13 protein-coding genes and 1 other RNA gene are annotated in these 16,803 nt (G+C 71.6%); 4 read left to right on the forward strand and 10 right to left on the reverse strand.

Going from position 1 to position 16,803, the window contains the following annotated elements; translation table 11 throughout:
• Nucleotides 1–286 precede the first annotated feature (286 nt).
• Nucleotides 287–1,207: a hypothetical protein gene (locus tag M1P99_RS05855; RefSeq protein WP_304451650.1), complete on the forward strand. Its 921-nt coding sequence runs from the start codon at nt 287–289 to the stop codon at nt 1,205–1,207.
• A 290-nt stretch (nt 1,208–1,497) separates the two neighbouring features.
• Here the strand turns inward: M1P99_RS05855 and M1P99_RS05860 are convergent, their stop codons facing one another.
• The gene (locus tag M1P99_RS05860; RefSeq protein ID WP_304451651.1) at nt 1,498–2,013 is read right to left on the reverse strand and encodes an NADPH-dependent FMN reductase; all 516 of its coding nucleotides are present in this window, start codon (nt 2,011–2,013) and stop codon (nt 1,498–1,500) included.
• 607 nt (nt 2,014–2,620) lie between these two features.
• On the opposite strand from M1P99_RS05860, the gene nagA reads away from it, so the two are divergent.
• The 3 genes from nagA (at nt 2,621) to M1P99_RS05875 (ending at nt 5,097) form a co-directional block, all read left to right on the forward strand.
• Nucleotides 2,621–3,751 carry an N-acetylglucosamine-6-phosphate deacetylase gene (gene nagA, locus M1P99_RS05865; RefSeq protein WP_304451652.1) on the forward strand — a complete coding sequence of 377 codons (1,131 nt, stop codon included), beginning with the start codon at nt 2,621–2,623 and terminating at the stop codon, nt 3,749–3,751.
• A gap of 98 nt (nt 3,752–3,849) precedes the next feature.
• The gene (locus tag M1P99_RS05870) at nt 3,850–4,158 is read left to right on the forward strand and encodes a hypothetical protein (protein WP_304451653.1); all 309 of its coding nucleotides are present in this window, start codon (nt 3,850–3,852) and stop codon (nt 4,156–4,158) included.
• Nucleotides 4,159–4,305: 147 nt separating this feature from the next.
• Nucleotides 4,306–5,097 carry an isocitrate lyase/phosphoenolpyruvate mutase family protein gene (locus tag M1P99_RS05875; RefSeq protein ID WP_304451654.1) on the forward strand — a complete coding sequence of 264 codons (792 nt, stop codon included), beginning with the start codon at nt 4,306–4,308 and terminating at the stop codon, nt 5,095–5,097.
• Nucleotides 5,098–5,139: 42 nt separating this feature from the next.
• Here the strand turns inward: M1P99_RS05875 and M1P99_RS05880 are convergent, their stop codons facing one another.
• The 9 genes from M1P99_RS05880 to ssrA form a co-directional block, all read right to left on the reverse strand.
• Nucleotides 5,140–5,400 carry a Txe/YoeB family addiction module toxin gene (locus M1P99_RS05880; RefSeq protein ID WP_304451655.1) on the reverse strand — a complete coding sequence of 87 codons (261 nt, stop codon included), beginning with the start codon at nt 5,398–5,400 and terminating at the stop codon, nt 5,140–5,142.
• A complete protein-coding gene (locus tag M1P99_RS05885) occupies nt 5,397–5,672 on the reverse strand; it encodes a type II toxin-antitoxin system Phd/YefM family antitoxin (RefSeq protein WP_304451656.1) in 276 nt (91 codons plus the stop codon). Before M1P99_RS05885 ends, M1P99_RS05880 begins: the two co-directional genes overlap by 4 nt.
• An 83-nt stretch (nt 5,673–5,755) precedes the next feature.
• The gene (locus M1P99_RS05890) at nt 5,756–7,690 is read right to left on the reverse strand and encodes a glycoside hydrolase family 127 protein (protein WP_304451657.1); all 1,935 of its coding nucleotides are present in this window, start codon (nt 7,688–7,690) and stop codon (nt 5,756–5,758) included.
• Nucleotides 7,691–7,752: 62 nt separating this feature from the next.
• Nucleotides 7,753–8,568: a carbohydrate ABC transporter permease gene (locus tag M1P99_RS05895; RefSeq protein ID WP_304451658.1), complete on the reverse strand. Its 816-nt coding sequence runs from the start codon at nt 8,566–8,568 to the stop codon at nt 7,753–7,755.
• A complete protein-coding gene (locus tag M1P99_RS05900; RefSeq protein WP_304451659.1) occupies nt 8,565–9,545 on the reverse strand; it encodes a carbohydrate ABC transporter permease in 981 nt (326 codons plus the stop codon). The genes M1P99_RS05895 and M1P99_RS05900 overlap by 4 nt, the downstream gene beginning before the upstream one ends.
• A 45-nt stretch (nt 9,546–9,590) precedes the next feature.
• On the reverse strand, nt 9,591–10,838 hold the full coding sequence (locus tag M1P99_RS05905) for an extracellular solute-binding protein (RefSeq protein WP_304451660.1): 1,248 nt from the start codon (nt 10,836–10,838) through the stop codon (nt 9,591–9,593).
• 107 nt (nt 10,839–10,945) lie between these two features.
• Entirely contained in the window at nt 10,946–11,965 is a 1,020-nt protein-coding gene (locus M1P99_RS05910) for a LacI family DNA-binding transcriptional regulator (protein ID WP_304451661.1), read from the reverse strand.
• A 42-nt stretch (nt 11,966–12,007) separates the two neighbouring features.
• Entirely contained in the window at nt 12,008–15,673 is a 3,666-nt protein-coding gene (locus M1P99_RS05915) for a LamG-like jellyroll fold domain-containing protein (protein ID WP_304451662.1), read from the reverse strand.
• 521 nt (nt 15,674–16,194) lie between these two features.
• Nucleotides 16,195–16,566, reverse strand: a transfer-messenger RNA (tmRNA) gene (gene ssrA, locus M1P99_RS05920).
• Nucleotides 16,567–16,803 lie beyond the last annotated feature (237 nt).

Below are 16,803 nucleotides of genomic sequence, written 5' to 3' on the forward strand. Positions count from 1 at the left end.
TCTACCCTGCCGCCGGGACGCTCCGCCCGCACGCGGGGGCACGGGGCGGAGGATCCGTACCGCACCAGGCTACTGGGCTGGAGATCGTGGTTGAAGGCCAGGCCGGGCAACAGAGGGGACACATCCGACCTGGAACGCGCCCGCACCGATCGGGGAGTCGCACGACCAGACCGGGTGACGCGTGATGTAGAACTGGTTATATTCAGTGCCTGAACCAGCGGTCGGGCGAACCGGAATCCGCGCGATCCCCGCTCGTCCGCCCGCACCCCGACCGAGAGGCCTCCCCGTGATCGGACTCCTGGTCGCGCTGCTGTCCGCCGTGGTCTACACCGTGGGACTGGCGGTGGAACAGCGTGCCCTGCACGGGTCGGAGTCGATCTCCGTCCACCGCCCGCTCCACCTGGCCCGGGTCCTGCTCGGCAACCCCCGGTGGGTGTTCGGCTGCCTCTTCGCCGCGATCGGCAGTGTCGGCCTGATCGTGTCCCTGGGCCTGGCCCCCGTGTCGGTGGCCCAGCCCGCCTACGCGGCGGGCGTGGCCACGACACTGCTGGTCATCACCCTGGTCACGGGTGAGCGGATCACCCGTGGCGAGTACGTGGCCCTGGGCGTCATGCCGGTGGCGCTGGCCCTGTTGAGCCTGTCCACCGCCGACGGCGCCGAGGCGGGCACGAGCGCGGACACACCGCTGCTGGTGCTGGTCACGGTCGTGACCGTGGTGGCGTGCGTGGGTGCCATGGGCCTGGCCGGCGGCCGTGGACGGTACGTGTCGGCGGCGGCGATGGGCGCGGCGGCCGGGCTCGCCCAGGGCAGCGCCGGGCTGCACGGCAAGGGCCTGGGCGGACTGCTGGCCGAGCACGGGGTGCTGGGCGCGATCGTCCCCGCGCTGATGTCGCCGTTCCCTTACCTGTACGCGGTGGGCTGGGCCGTGGGGATCGTGCTGTTCCAGACCTCGCTGCAGCGCTCGCGGGCCTCCATCACGGCGCCGGTGTCGAACGTGGTGGGCAACGTCTTCATGGTGGTGGCCGGCACGATCCTGTTCAACGAGAGCCTGCCGGACGACCCGGTGATGCTGGGCCTGCGGGTCGGCGGTTTCGCGCTCACCCTGATCGTCATCGTGCTGGTGCGCGGCAACGTGGCCTCGGCCGAGGCCGACACCAGCGCCAAGCGCGCCGCCGCCCTGGTCCCCGACCGCACCGAGTCCCCCTGACCCGAAGGCGCCATGCCGAACCGCCCCGCCCGCCGCGCCCCGGTGGTGGAAGGTGAGCGGTCCCGCTCACGGGGACCACAGGGGGTCTATCCGGGCCAAAGCGAGGAAGGACTGCGCCGCAGGCGTCCGTTGAGGGTGGTGGCGGGCGACGGCGCGGGCACGAGCGGCGGCCCAGAGAAAGCACGGCGAGGGCGCCGACGGGTCCTGGAGTGCCTGGAGGTGGTTCCGTGCGGAACGAGCGGGCACACCGGAAGGCGCGAAGGCCCCGTCTCAAAGGCGCCCGAACCCCCTCATGCAGCCACGGACACGGCCTGACGCAGGCCGGGCGCGGCGACGTCGGCCCACGCGCGCACGACGCTGTCGGGCCGGTGGGTCTCGTCGGTGGCCAGGACCAGTCCCGGCTCGGCCACCCACGCGCCGAGGTCGGCCAGCAGGACGCGCAGGTCCTCCTCGATGCCGCGGCTGTTGCGCAGATCCTCGACCACGGCCAGCGGCACGGCCACGGTGTGGCCCAGGCCGAGCTCGGGCAGGCGGTCCAGGAAGACCTTCAGCAGGCCGGTGTAGGTGCCGTGCACCTGGGGGGAGGCGACCAGCAGGACGTCGCTCTCGCGCACGCTCTCCAGCGCGGCGTCGACCGCGTCGGAGTCGTCGGCGAGCAGGTCGGCGCCCAGCTCGGCGAGGTCGACGACCTCGGGAGTGGACGTGACGCCCGCGCGGGCGGCGACTTCGGAGGCGGCGCGCAGAGCGGTGGTGTACACGGCGGATCGGGTCTGGGGGGCGGCGACGAGCACGGTGAAGCGGGTCATGCGAGACTCCTGGGTTCGGTCAGAGCGAGCCGGGATCGACCGGAGGAAACGTCGGGGGCGGTGACGGGGATGCGGTGACACCGGAGAGGACGGTTCCTCGTTCCGACGCGGGGACGGACTCCGTCGTCCGTAGGCGTGCCGCGTCGGTCCTGGCAGGTGTGCTCTTCGGACCTGAATCGGTCCGGGCCCAGAAAGGGAAGAGAAGAGCGTCCGGTGTCTGCGAGGGCAGGGGTGTACTGGGTACACCCGTGGCGCGGGGCTCGGCCCCGCAAGGCGCTAGCTACAACAGAGCGCGCTCGCCTGCTGTCGAAGATCGACGTGCAGGCGCTGGACAAGCAGCTCACCGGCGGACATGTCTCCATCATGAGGTGAGCCGACCGCTATCGTCAATGCGTGCGCGGGTGCCGCGTGCGCGCCGTCGGTGCCCCGACCGGGACGTCCAGCTCGCGGACAACCGTTCCACGGATCGGGATTCCCCAGCTCCGCAGGCTGTTCCGAGCCCGCAGCGGCAGGGGTAAGGCCCCCTCCCGACAGCCGCGCGGTTCGCGTGTTATTTGCGACACACCCCGCCGAGCATCCGACCGTCCAGCACAGGGAGAGCCCGAACATGCCCCACAGCGTCACGCTCACCAACGCCCGCGTCGTGACCCCCGACGGCGTCCACGACGGCTGGCTGCGCGTCGCGGACGGTCGCGTGAGCGAACTGGGATCGGGGGAGCCGCCCGCCGGGCCGACCCACGACGCCGGCGGCTGGGTGGTCCCGGGCCTGGTGGACACCCACGTCCACGGGGGCGCGGGACACGCCTTCCCCGAGGCCGACCCGGAGGGGGCGCGTGAGATCGTCGCGTTCAACCGCGCGCGAGGGGTGACGTCGATGATCGGCGGTCTGGTCGCCGCCGCCCCCGAGGACACGCTCCGCCAGGTGGCGGCCCTGGCCGAGCTGTGCGAGTCCGGTGAACTGGCGGGCGTCTACCTGGAGGGGCCGTTCATCGCCCGGTCCAAGTGCGGAGCGCACGACCCCGCGCTGCTGCGCGACCCCGACACCGCGGAGTTCGACCGGTGGCTGAAGGCGGGCCGGGGCCACGTGCGCATGGTGACCGTCGCACCGGAGCTGCCGGGCGCGACGGAGCTGATCCGCGCCGCGGTCTCCAACGGCGTGGTCGCCGCCGTGGGGCACACCGAGGCGAGCTACGAGCAGACCCGCGCCGCCTTCGACGCGGGCGCCACGGTGGCCACGCACCTGTACAACGCGATGCGTCCGCTCAACCACCGCGACCCGGGGCCGATCGCGGCCTCCCTGGAGGACGAACGGGTGACCGTGGAGCTGATCCTGGACCTCGTGCACGTCCATCCCGGCGCGGCGAAGCTGGTGTTCGCGGCGGCGGGGGCCGGGCGCGTGTCGCTGGTGACCGACGCGATGTCGGCGACGGGCCTGGGGGACGGCGAGTACACGCTGGGCGATCTGCGGGTGCGGGTCAGCGGCGGCGAGGCCCGGCTGGTGGACACCGGCGCGATCGCCTCCAGCACGATCGTGCTGCCGCAGGCCGTGCGCAACGCGGTGGAGTCGCTGGACGTGGACGTGCCGGAGGCCGTGCGCTCGGCGTCGTCGGTCCCGGCGGCGGCGCTGGGCCTGGACGGCGCGGGCCGGATCGCGGTGGGCGGCCCGGCCGACCTCGTGGTGCTGGACGCGGACCTGGCGGTCTCCGGAGTGATGTCCGGTGGCGACTGGGTGGTGTGACGGCGTGTCATCGTGTCGGTACGTACTAGTAACTTAACTCTGAGTGACAATGGAGTCAGGGCACCGAGGAAGCACGTGCTCGACACGAAAGGATCGCCATGGCCCAGTCGAGACAGGCACACGAAGAGCAGCCGACCCGCGTGCCTTCCGAGGAACGCGGGCACCTCACCAAGCTCGCCGGCGAACTGGCCCGCTACGAGGTCAGCACGGACCTGGTCGACGGGGACGCCCCGTACCTGCGGGTGACCAACCCGGAGTCCGCGCACGCGGTCGAGGACGTCCTGTGTGAGCGCAGGGAACTCGATCACGCGTTCATCGCCTCGTTCGGGGTCTACCTCGGCAGCAGCGGCAGTCTCGGCGTCACGGCCCACAAGGTCGCCTGGCTCGTGGGAGCCACCGAGGCCTGAGGCCCGGTCGTGAACGGGGCGGCGCCCGCGGGCGCCGCCCCGTCGCCGTGTCGGCGGCCCTCCGCCGGAAGCTGACGTTTCGGCGGGCGCCGAACCGTCAGCGGCCTAGGGTCGTGGTCTCGCCGTCCGCACGGAAGGAACACACCCATGACGCGCTTCGAGGAGTTCCGCGACCTGCACCGCACCGGTGCGCCCCTGGTCCTGCCCAACGCCTGGGACCTGGCCTCGGCCGCCGCCCTGGCCGGGGCGGGCTTCCGCGCCCTCGGCACGACCAGCCTGGGCGTGGCGGCCGCCGCGGGCCGCCCCGACGCCCAGGGGGACACCCTGGCCCAGACCCTGCTGCTCGCGCACGGCATGGTCCGCCTGGACGCCCTGGTCAGTGTGGACATCGAGGGGGGCTTCGGCGACGAGCCCGAGCAGGTCGCCTCGCTCGGCCGCGAACTCGCCGACGCCGGAGTGGCGGGGGTCAACATCGAGGACGGCCTCCCCGACGGCGGGCTGCGCCCGCTGGGCAGGCAGTGCGCGATGATCGAGGCGGTCAAGGACGCCGCCCCGGACCTGTTCGTCAACGCCCGCACGGACACGCACTGGCTGCCGGGCCACACGGCGCTGACGGCGCAGCGCGCCGCGGCCTATCGGTCAGCGGGCGCCGACGGCGTCTTCGTACCCGGGCTCACCGACACCGCGGCCATCGCGGACCTGGTCCGTTCCCTGGACGTGCCGCTGAACGTCCTGTACTCCCCCGCCGGCCCCTCCCTGCGCGCCCTCACCGACCTGGGTGTGCGCAGGGTCAGCTGCGGATCCCTGCTGTTCCGCGCCGCTCTGGGCGCCACCGTCGCCACGGCCCGGGCCGTGGCCCTCGACGGGGCCGTCCCCTCGGGACTGCCCACCTACGCCGAGGCCCAGGCCCTGGCGGACGCCTACGCCGAACGCCTCTGAGTCCGGCCGGGCACCCGGCAAGGAGACGCCCCGCCCACATCCTCACCTGTAGTGATACCGGGCCTGAAGAATCCTCACCTCGTTCTCGGTCACCCGATACACGATGCGGTGCTCGTCAGTGATCCGCCGCGACCAGTACCCGGACAGGTCCCCCTTCAGGGGTTCCGGCTTACCCAGACCGTCGAAGGGGGTCCGCTGTATCTCACCGATCAAACGGACGGTCCGGCGAGCGACCTTCTTGTCGGCCTCCAGCCAGTACCGGAAGTCCTCCCATGCGGCGGGATCGAAACGAACGGCCCTCACTCATCCTCCGCCAACTCAGCGAGTTCGTCCATGCTGGTGGTGACCGCTTCGCCACTCGTCTGATCGCGGGCGACAGCGTCCAGCAACCGGGAGGCGTTCGCGGGAGAGCGCATCAGGTAGACGGTCTCCATCCACCCGTTCCAGTCCTCTTCACTCATGAGCACCGCATTGCCGTGCTGCCGGGAGGTGATGTGGACGACGTCATGATCGTCGTGGACCTGCTTGATCAGAGGGTAGAGGTTCGCTCTGGCTTCGTTCGCGCTGATGGACATGACATTCCTCCCAAGCCGTACGGCTTTACCGTACCAGTCAATGGCGCGCATGGCCAAAGGTCGGACAGGTGTCACGGTGCTCGTCAGTGATCCGCCGGGAGCCAGACGCGCATGGCGGTCGGGCCCCGCTCGGCCCACTGGTGGTAGGGGGTCAGCACGAGCTCCACGGCCGATCCGCCGACCTCTCCGACCGGCTCCCCGTACGGCCAACCGGCCCGCGGCCCGGGCACGGTGCCCGTCGAACCCCGCACCACCACGCCGCCGTCCCGGCCCTCCGGCGGCACGGAGGGGTCGACCCGGACCTCGTCCAGGTCGGTTCCGGCGGGCTGGCCGACCGCCTCGGCGCAGTACACGAGCGGCCCCCGCTCCACGGCGACGCAGCCGCGCACCGCGTCGATCCGCGGGTCGGGCCAGGTGAAGCGGGGTGCCATCGGCAGGTGCAGCCGGACCTCCTCCCCCACCGGGAACTCCCGCTCGACGACAACCGACCCCGGACTCACCGGCCGCCTGCGCCCGGCCTCCTCCAGCTCGGCGCCCCGGGCCCACGAGGGCACCCGCAGCCGCAGGACCGCGGGACCCGCGGGCGCCTCCGTGACGCGGACCAGGACCGTACCCTCGTGCGGGTAGTCGGTCTCCACCGCCACCCCCATCACCCGGCCGTCGCCCAGCTCCGCCCGGATCCGCGTCGAGGCGTACTGCAGCACCGCCAGACCGTGCTCCTCGGCGACGGCCGCGTACGTGTGCCAGGTCGCCAGCGTGCGCGCGAGGTTCGTGGGACAGCACGAGACGTCGAACCAGGGCGCGCGCACGCCGCTCTCCGCGCGCGGGCTCAGGGCGTCCGCCTCCGGCTCCTCGCCCGCGACCCGCTGGTGCAGGGGGTTGGCGTAGAAGAACGCCCGCCCGTCGGCGCTCGGCGAGGCCGCCACCACGTTGAAGAGCGTCCGCTCGACCAGGTCGGCATAGCGCATGTCACCGGTGGCCAGGTACAGCCGCCACGACACCATGACCGACGCGATCCCGGCGCAGCTCTCGCAGTAGGCGCGGTCCGCGGGCAGCTCCCAGTCCTCGCCGAACCCCTCGTCCTGGTGGCGCGAGCCCATCCCGCCGGTGATGTGCGTGCGTCGCGCGACCGTGTGCTCCCACTGGCGCTCGACGGCGGACAGCAGCTCCCGGTCCCCGAGCTCCACCGCCACGTCCACGGCCGCCGCCGACAGGTAGAGCGCCCGCACGGCGTGCCCCCGCCAGGCGCGGGCCCGGCGGATCGGCACGTCGTCCTGGAAGTAGGCGCTGCCGAGCGGCACCCGGTCCTGGCGCAGCGTGCGGTGTCCCCGGCGCTCGAGGAAGATCCGCGCCTGCTCGACGTAGCGCTCCTCCCCCAGGGCCCGGCCGAGCTCCACCAGGCCCACCTCGATCTCCGGGTGGCCGCACAGCCCGGGGTTCCCGTCGGCGCCGAACGTGGCGCACACGTGGTCGGCGGCCCGCCTGGCGATGTCCACCAGCGCGTCCGGTCCCGTGGTCCGCAGGCGGGCGACCGCGGCCTGCAGCAGGTGCCCCGTGCAGTACAGCTCGTGCCCCGTCTCCAGGTCGCTGTACCGGGGCTCCTGGCCCGCGTGACCGTAGCAGGTGTTCAGGTAGCCGTCGGAGTCCTGTGCGCGGCCGACGCGTGCGGTGAGACGGCGCACGGCGTCGTCCACCTCGCCCCGCCCGGAGCGCCCGTACTCCCAGGCGAGCGCCTCCAGCAGCTTGTAGACCTCGGAGTCGGAGAAGCACCAGCCCGGCCGGTCCCGCGCGGTCGTACCCCCCGCGACGCGGTCGAAGTTGGCCAGCCAGCCCGACCGCTCCATCCAGTACTCGCAGTGGTCGAGCGTGGCGGCGGCGTTGGTGTCCTGCAGGGCGGCCCAGAAGCCGGATCCGAGGTCGACCTCTCCGAGCCCGAGCGGGCGGACCCGGCTCCGGGACGGGACCACCGGGCGGCCCCCGGACGGGTCCGTCGGGACGACTGGCTCGTGGACGGTCACGCGTACTCCTCTGGGAAGTGGTGGTGATGCGGGGGTCCTGCTCGCCGGACTCGCCGGGCGCCTCACTTGACCGCTCCGGCGGTCACTCCGCCGGCCACGAAGCGCTGGGCCACGACGAGCAGGACGGCGGCGGGAACCGACGCGACGACGGCGGTCGCCATGATGGCGTTCCACTGTGTGGTGTTGTTGCCGATGTAGTTGTAGATGCCGAGGGTGATCGGGATCATGTCGCCGTTGCGGCTGAGCGTGGACGCGAAGACGAAGTCGGACCACGCCCACAGGAAGGCGAAGAGCGACACCGTCAGGACCGAGTTCCGGCTGATCGGCAGGACGATCGACCGGAAGGTCCGCCAGGTGCCGGCCCCGTCCACCCGTGCGGCCTGGAGGATCTCCTCGGGGATGCCGGACATGAACGCGGTGAAGAGCATGACCCCGAACGGGACGGCGATCGTGGAGTCGGCGATGATCAGCCCCCACACGGTGTTGAGCCAGCCCAGCCGCACGTAGACGGCGTAGAAGCCCATCACCATCACCACGCTGGGGATCATCTGCGCGACCAGCAGCAGGAAGCCGATCGTGCCCCCGCCCGGCGTCCGCAGCCGGGCCAGCGCGTAGCCGGCGGGTGCTGACACCACCAGGGTGAGGGCCACGCATCCCAGCCCGACGACCAGGCTGGTCGTCAGGTTCGGCAGCTGCTGGTCGAAGACGGCCGCGTACCCCTCGAACGTGGGATCGCGGGGGAACCAGTGCGGCGGATCGGCCCGCAGGTCGTTCGTCCTGGTCAGGGAGACGTTGACCATCCAGTAGACGGGAAAGAGCATGGCCCCGGTCAGCAGGACGCCCAGGGCGGTCTTCCACCAGGTGCGGCGGCGGGTCATCGGCGGGCCTCCCGTCGCTGGAGGTAGAGGTGGACCACGCCGAAGACCAGTGCCAGGACGATGAGCAGGTTGCCGACCGCCGCCGCCTCGGAGAAGTCGGGCTGCCCCGTGCCGAAGGCCCTGCGGTAGGACCAGATCGCGAGTGTGGTCGAACTGCCGGCCGGTCCGCCGACCGTCATGATCCAGATGACGTCGACCACCTTGAGGGTGTAGACGAGGCCGAGCAGCAGGGTGATGGCCGAGACCGGGCGCAGCAGGGGCATCGTGACGTGCCAGAACCGCTTCCACGGCCCCGCGCCGTCGAGCGCGGCCGCCTCGTAGAGCTCGTCGGGCACGTTCTGCAGCCCGGAGTACAGGATCACCAGGTTGAAGGGGATCCCCAGCCAGATGTTGGCGATGATCACCGACACGAGTGCCCACTCGGGCGACGTCAGCCAGTTGATCTGGCCGATCCCGAAGGCGGAGAGCACCGAGTTGACGATCCCGTGGTCGCTGTTGAGCATCCACGACCAGGTGGAGGCCGACACGATCATCGGCAGCAGCCACGGGATGAGGAACATCCCCCGCAGCACGGGCGACAGCGGGAAGCTCGTGCGGAAGAACACCGCGAGCGCCAGCCCGATGGCGTACTGGGCCGCGATCGAGACCAGGGTGAACACCACCGTGGTCCAGACCGCGGGACCGAACGCGTCGGACAGGACGACGTCGGCGAAGTTGGCCAGGCCGGTGAACTCGGCGTCGCCCCGCACGAACGCGCGCGGCGTGTAGTCGTGGATGCTGAGGTCGATGTTGCGGAAGAGCGGATACCCGTAGAAGAGCACCAGGTAGGTGATCAGCGGGGAGATGAAGGCGAGTGCGGACCACCGGTGCCAGGCGGGCGTGCGCCGCCGGCCGGGCCCTCCCCGCGCGCGGCGGGAAGGGCCCGGCTCGGCCGGTGCCTCTCGCGTGGCCGGCGGCCGGACATGCGTCCGTGTCATGGCGTGCCGTCCTCGGATGGGGGGTGACCGGATCGAACCGGCGGATCAGCTGGTCGCGGCCTCGGCCTCGGCCTGGGCCTGCTCCAGCGCCTCCTGCGCGTCCGTGGCGCCGCTGAGGGAGTTCTGCACGGCACCCCACAGCGCCTCGGAGATGAGCGGGTAGTCGGTGCCGAGGTCGTCGCTGGTACGCCCCTTGGCGTTGCGCACCGCGTCCACCCACGGCTCCAGGTCCTCGTTCTCCTCCAGTAGCGCCTCCTGACCGGCCGCGGTCGGCGGGACGTAGTAGGCGAAAGTGGTGGCCGTGTCCACCAGGCCCTCCGGCGTGGTCATGCACTCCACGATCTGCGCGGTGACCTCGTACCTGGCGTCGTCGCTCTGCACCGGGGCGACGATGAACTCCCCGCCGGTGGGCGTGGGCGCGACGCCGCCCTCGCGGCCCGGCAGGGGGAGGACCCCGACCGGGAAGTCGGCTCCGGCCGCGCTGTCGACCTGCCAGGTGCCGTTCTCCGCGAAGGCGAACTCACCGGTGAGGAACTCCTCCCACACGGTGTTCTGGGAGTTGGTGATGACGGAGTTGGGCGCGTGGCCCTCCTCCAGCCAGCCGGTCCACAGCTCCAGCGCCTCGACCGCCTCGGGGGAGTCGAGGGCGCCCAGGTCCGCACCGCTGCCCCAGAACCAGGGCAGGAACTGGAAGCTGCCCTCCTCGGTCCCGATACCGGAGAAGGTGATGCCCTCGTACCCGGCGCCGGTGACCTGCTCCAGCGCCCCGGTGAGTGAGTCCCAGTCGGTGATCGACTCCGGGTCGACCCCCGCCTCGTCGAGGATCTCGCGGTTGTAGTAGATGCCCAGGGTGTTCGCGCCGATCGGGATGCCGTAGGCGTCGCCGTCGACCACGCCCGCGGCCAGGAGGTTCTCGTCGATGTCGGAGGTGTCGAGGCCGAACTCGTCCATCGTGGTGAGCATGCCGGTGTCGGCCAGCGTCGAGACCGCCGGGTTGTCCAGCAGGATGACGTCCGGCGAGGCGTTCTCCTGGGCGGCGAGCAGCGCCTGGTTGGTCAGGGCGGTCGTGTCGTAGGCGGTGCGCTCGATGGTGACGCCGGCCTCGTCGGCGCAGGCGTCCACACGCGCCGCCCAGTCCGACGACTCGTCGTGCTGGGGGTAGGGGTCCCACCACGTGTAGGTGTCGCCGGCGGCCCCCGCGCCGTCGTCGGACGTCGAGCATCCCGCCGCGGCCGCGGCGCACACGGCGGCGGTACTGATGGCGCACAGGGTGCGCAGGGTCGGGCGTTGCATGGTGCCTCCAAGGGGGGGTGGTGCTGGGGGGACGGTGGTAGAGAGGTGTGTCCGGGGCGGCGGCCGGGTCCGCGAGGGCGCTTGGGCGGGCATCCGCCACACGCGCCCTAGCGACGCGGTGCCCCGGTGCTGCCCCGGTCGGCGAACTCCGGGGTGAGGAGCCGTACGACGTAGGGCTCCTCACGTGCCTGCGTCGACCCGATCCGGCGCACCAGCTGGCGGACGGCCAGGTCGCCGAGCCGGTCCGGCGCGCTTTCGACGAACGAGTAGGGCAGGGAGAAGGAGCGCGCGAACTCGTCGGAGTAGCGGCCGACGACGGAGAGGTCGCCGGGCACGTCGAGTCCGCGCGCGTTCAGGACGGACGGGAGCGCGGCCGAGGCCGCCTCGTTGTTGAGCAGCAGGCCGGTGGCCGAGGGGTGGGCGTCCAGCAGGCCGTGCAGCGTGGTGCCGATGGCCGGCTGGCTGGACTCGCCGAAGGCGGCGTGCAGGCGGATCCCGAGGTCGCGCGCCCGCTCGAGCGCGGCGTCGCGGAGCCGCCACACGTACGCGCCGCCCCGGGTGGCGACGTGCTCGGGCTGGGACACGAGCAGGAGTTCGCGGTGGCCCAGCCGGTGCATGTGGTCGACCATCAGTCGGCCCGTGGCCACGAAGTCCAGGTCGAAGACGTCCAGGCCGGTGCAGTCCCCGGGGAGTCCCACCAGTGCGCCGGGCTGCGGGGCGGCCCGCAGCACGGGCAGACGGACGTCGTCGTAGGCGACGTTGAGCAGGACGACGCCGTCCACCATGCGCGAGTCGGTGATCCGCCGCAGCGCCCGGACCCCGTCGGCCTCGGTGACCAGCAGGATGTCGTAGCCCAGTTCCCGGGCGTTGTCCGAGACGCCGAGCATGTACTGCAGCATGGCCGGAGCGAACTCGTCCTCCAGGAACCGGGCCAACAGGCCGATCACCATCGTCTGTGACGTGGCCAGGGCCCGGGCGCCGGCGTTGGCCGTGTAGCCCAGGCGGCCGGCGGCGTCGAAGACGCGCTGCCGGACCTGCGCGGAGATCGCGCGCTTGCCGGAGAACGCGTACGACGCGGTACTGCGGGAGACTCCGGCCTCCCTTGCCACGTCACCGATGGTGACCAACGTTCCTCCTCGGGGTCGGGTGCGGGTGGATCGGGTGGGGCGTCAGCGGCGCAGTGGGCCGCTGGTGAACTCGGCGACGGTGATGTTGTCGATCACCGGCGCGTACGGGGAGCGCAGCACCAGGTCCGGCCAGTCCTCGGAGATGAGGGAGTCGCCCTCGAAGTTCGGCTGCTCCTCGGCCGAGAACGCGATGGTGTTGACGCCCCTCTCCAGTTCCACCGGCACGGTGAGGGTCCAGAAGTTGTTCTCGTGGAACGTCGGCGGGAACAGCACCGTGCGGGGGTCGGCGCCGTTGACCGAGATGTCGGCGTGCCGCGCGACCGGGTTGGGGTTGTAGTGCGTGGTCGGAGACGTCTCCGGGTTGGCGTAGCGGACGCGCATGGCGAAGGTCCCGGCCCGCGCCGCCTCGACCTCGAAGGTCAGGGTGTTGCCGTTGCCGGGGTCGCCGCCGATACCGGTGACGGCCGATCCGGTGGCGGCCAGCGGCAGCTCCGCGACCTCGGCGTCCCCGGCGAGCGCGGCGTCCTCGGCCTGGTGGACCGTCGTCGCCAGGTGCTCGTCGGTCGGGGTCACCTCGATGCCGTCGATGATCGAGGACCGCACCGTGCCGGTGAGGGTGACCTTGTTGACCCCGCCGGAGAGGGAGACCGCCACCGACGTGGTGCCGGGCCCGGTGTCGGCGACGTGCCGGCCGTTGACGGCGAGCTCGGTCCTGCCCTTGCTCACGGTGTGCACGTCGATCGTGGACTCGGCGTCCTCGGCCGAGTACACCCAGAACGTCACGCTCTCGTCCCGGCCGACGTCGACACCGCCGGAACCGGAGGCCCCGACGCGCTCGATGTGCCGGTGCGAGTGGACGGCCGCGGCCCCGTCCAGTTCGGCGAGTTCGGCCTCGTAGCGGACGGTGTCCGCGGACGGAGCCGGCAGCTCCAGCGTGAGGCGGTCGATGATCGCGTCACCCCGGGTGGCGCCGGAGCCGTCGAGGCTCCGGGCCGCGAGGGTGATGACGTTCTCCCCCGCCCGCAGGTCGACGGTGGTGTCGGCGTGGTCCCACACCACCCACTTGTAGGCCAGCGGCAGGAACACCTCCTGTTCGGCGCCGCCGTTGACCCGGAGGAAGACGTTGGTCGGGCCCTGGTCGGCGACCCGCTCGTCGGTGTACAGCGAGTTGGCGAAGACCGACAGGTCGTAGGTGCCGGCCTCGGGCACGTCCACGGTGAAGTCGAGGACGCCGTCCGATCCGGTCCGCAGCCCTCCGACGTCGTACCCGCCGGAGGTGTAGAACTTCGAGACGTCCGAGGGCGAGCCCTCGGGGCCGTTCAGGCTGTAGCCGCTGCCGGTGTACTCGGCGTCCTCGGCCTCGAAGGAGCCCTGCCACAGCGTCGGCGGGACGCCCGTGGACGTGGTGCCCTCGCCCGCCGGGGTGAGGACGACCTCGTAGGCCGACGACTCCGTGAGTTCGGGCAGGGAGCCGCCGAAGTCGAGGACGACCGATCCGTCCTGGACCTCCAGCACCTCTTCGCTGACGAGTCGCGGGGGTCCGGAGTCGCCGAGCTGGCCGGACCAGGAGATCTCCCGGACCCAGGCGTGGACGCTGGAGCCGAACACGTCCTCGGGGACGTTGTCGAACTCCACCCACGCCGGCCCGTCGGCCCCTCCGAACAGCGCCTTGGCCCTGGCCTGCTCCTCGTCGACCGCGGCCAGGCCCTGGAGCGTGTAGTTCTCCCCGGGGAAGGGCGGCGCGACCTCGACCGTGTGCCCGCTCATCCGGCTGTAGGAGTTGTACAGCCACCACTGGCCGTTGGCCCGGTTGGCCTCGACGGAGGAGTCGGAGAGGTTGCCGTTGATGTTCCAGAAGGCGATCATCGCGTCGATCTTCGACTCCTCGATCGCCGACATCCACTGGACCATCTGCCCGGGAACGGAGGTGTGGTAGTTGAAGGCGTACTCGTTGACGTTGATCGGCAGCTCGGTGCCCTCGTGCTCCGTGCCCGCGAAGACCTCCCGCTCCCACTGGCGGTACCGGTCCACGGAGGTGCGGATCTGCGCGGGGTGGCTGAGCTCGTGCCAGGAGATGATGTCGGGGACCGTGCCGGCCTCGACGCCGTGCCGCAGGAAATCGCGGTTCTGGGCGTAGAGCACGCTCGTGTTGGGGCCGGAGATCCGGACGTCGGGGAGCGCCTCCCGGATCATCCCGTGGGCCGTGTCCCAGGCCGCGAAGTAGTCGGTGGGGTCGTCGAGCCAGCTGGTGCCGTCGTAGCTCCACTCTCCGCTGCCGAACATGTTGCCCTCGGGCTCGTTGAACGGCTCGATGACGATGTGCTCCCGGACCTCGGGGTCCAGTTGCCGGATCTGGTCGAGCTGGCGCGCCAGCACGTCCATGTACCCGGAGAGCTTCTCCTCGGGGGTCTCGCCGGGCCACTGGTACGGGAAGCCGCGGTAGTAGTCCGTGGTACGGACGTAGACGTCGCCGCCGGAGGCGCCGGCCAGGGGGCCCACGACCTCCAGGGCGTCGGAGCCGGGGTGCTGCGCGCCGTCCTGGCCCTTGGTGGCCACGGTGCGCACGCCCATCCCCTCGATGATGTTGTCGGTCGGCAGCCCGGGCCCGTAGAGGCCGTACAGCGAACCGGAGGCGCCGCCGTGGAAGGCGCCGGTGTCGGTGGACAGGTCGATGGAGAGCTGCCCCTCCCGGATCACGGTGACCTCGGCGGTCACCGCCCGCTCCCCGACCGTGCCGGCGACGGTGAAGGTGCCCGTGTCCTCGTAGTCGGCGGGGTCGACCTCGTCCCACTCGGCCGCCAGCGGCCGCTCGTAGCCGTCGGAGAAGGTGGCGGGGACCGTCGCGGGCAGGTCCGGGGCCGTGCCGAGGGTGGTGAGGACCTCGAAGGAGTCCTGGACCAGTCCGGTCGGCTCGGGGACGTCGCCCAGGGCCAGCTCCGCGACCTGCTCCGGCGTGAGCGCGGAGTGGTAGACGCGGAAGTCGTCCACGGCGCCCTCGAAGAGCGGGTCGCTGTAGAACGAGCGGCCGATGTAGCCCGCGAGGTCGCCGGTGCCGTCGACCAGGTCACCGGCGGCCAGCGAGGTCGGCGCGGATCCGACGGCGGCGCCGTCGAGGTAGGTGGTGACCCGCTCCGCCCCGGTGTCGAGCGTGACCGTGACGGTCCGCCACTCGCCCTCGGGCAGCGCCGCGGAGCCGGTGACCCGGTCCTCCGCGTTCCCGCCGTTCCCGGTGACCGCGGTGCGCAGCCGGCCGTCGCCGTTGGCGGGGGTGCTGAAGAGGTAGCGCGCGTTGTCGGTGCCGAGGGCGTACATCCACTGCCAGGGGGCACTCGCCCCGCTCCACCTGACCCGGATCGACGCGGTGAGGTCGGTGGCGCCCCCGAGCACGTCGGCGGGCAGCGCGACGTGGGCGCCGGAGTCGGCCGCGCCGCCCGGGAGGCCGAGCGCGCCACCGCCGTCGGCGCCCTCGACCAGGGCGGCGGTCGAGCCGTGGGCGAGGGTGCCGTGCCGCCCGTTGCCGGACACGTCGGTGATCGTGCCGGTGGAGAGGTCGTCGGAGGTGAAGTCGTAGTGGACGGCCGGGGCGGGGAGTTCGGCCGCGGCGGCCGGGTCGGCGTGCACCAGTGCGGTGGCCAGTGTGAGGCCGACGGCGGCCGCGACCGTGCGGCCGAGCGGTCGTGGTGGTCTGGGTGAGCGGGGTGGCGTCATCCTCGGTGCTCCTGACTCATCTGGGGGGAGATGGCCCCGTGCCGTGGCGCGCGGGGTGAGCGGTGCTGTGCCGTGTCGGTGGCGACTGTCGAACCGGTTCGACAACTGTCCGGGTCATGCCGCCGTCGTTTCGGGCCCGTGTCGGCTCTGTGAACCTCAGGGCGTGGCGCCTAGTGTTAGCGCTCACAAGGATGTGGTCAACCCCACATCCACCACTCTTTACCGATGTGAGACCTGGCGAACTCGGGCACCGCCCGCCCCACGGGCACGCGAACAGCCTCCGACCACCGCGCATCAACGCAGGCCAGAGGCTTCAGTGGAGGTGGGTGACGGTGTCGATGGTGCGAACCTGATCCACCAGGAGCCGCGTGGCCCGTCCGGCACGCGACGGACGCCCTCCATCCGCAAGGCGTCACCACTGGGAAGGGCGCCTATCGCCATGGGGGCTCAGGGATGATCCCCCGAAAACAAGAACGGACCGCCGCCGGGAGGACAGAGTCCTCGCAGCAGCGATCCGTATCTCGTGGAGGTGGCGGGAATCGAACCCGCGTCCTTCAGCACCGAGCCAGGGCTTCTCCGGGCGCAGTCCGTGGTGTCGTTCTACTCGGCCCCAGCGCTTGCACGAACACATCGCTGACAGGCCCAGCCACGAAAATGTCCCACTCAGGCCCCGTGGCCTGATCTGAGCGGTAAGTCATCTAGCTGATGCCGGATCCCGAGCCGATGACGAGCCCGGACCGACAGAGACGCTATCGCTTAGGCAGCGAGAGCGAACTCAGTGCGCTTAGAATTGGCACTTGTGTTTACGCGAATGCAGGATTAACGAGGTCACAAACGCAACCCTCGGCCCGCTTCCCCTGAAACGACTACCGAAGTCGAAACCGATCACCCCCTGTGAAATTGTCAAAACCACCGTCTCCGGCGGCCGACATGCGAGTGGCGAACCACCCGCGTTCGCTACTCTACCGGTACAACCGGGTGAGGACCAAGCTGATTCCCGCGCAGGCGTACGGATCCACCGGGCAGGGAGAAACCCCCGCGGGCGCGGACGCAGGATGTGGTCGACGCGGCCCACGGGGGCGGTCGGCAGGGTCGGGCCGACCTAGGGAACGGGCAGAAACTCCCCCGAG

Origin of the sequence: Nocardiopsis sp. YSL2, from assembly GCF_030555055.1 — a bacterium.
Lineage (GTDB): Bacteria > Actinomycetota > Actinomycetes > Streptosporangiales > Streptosporangiaceae > Nocardiopsis.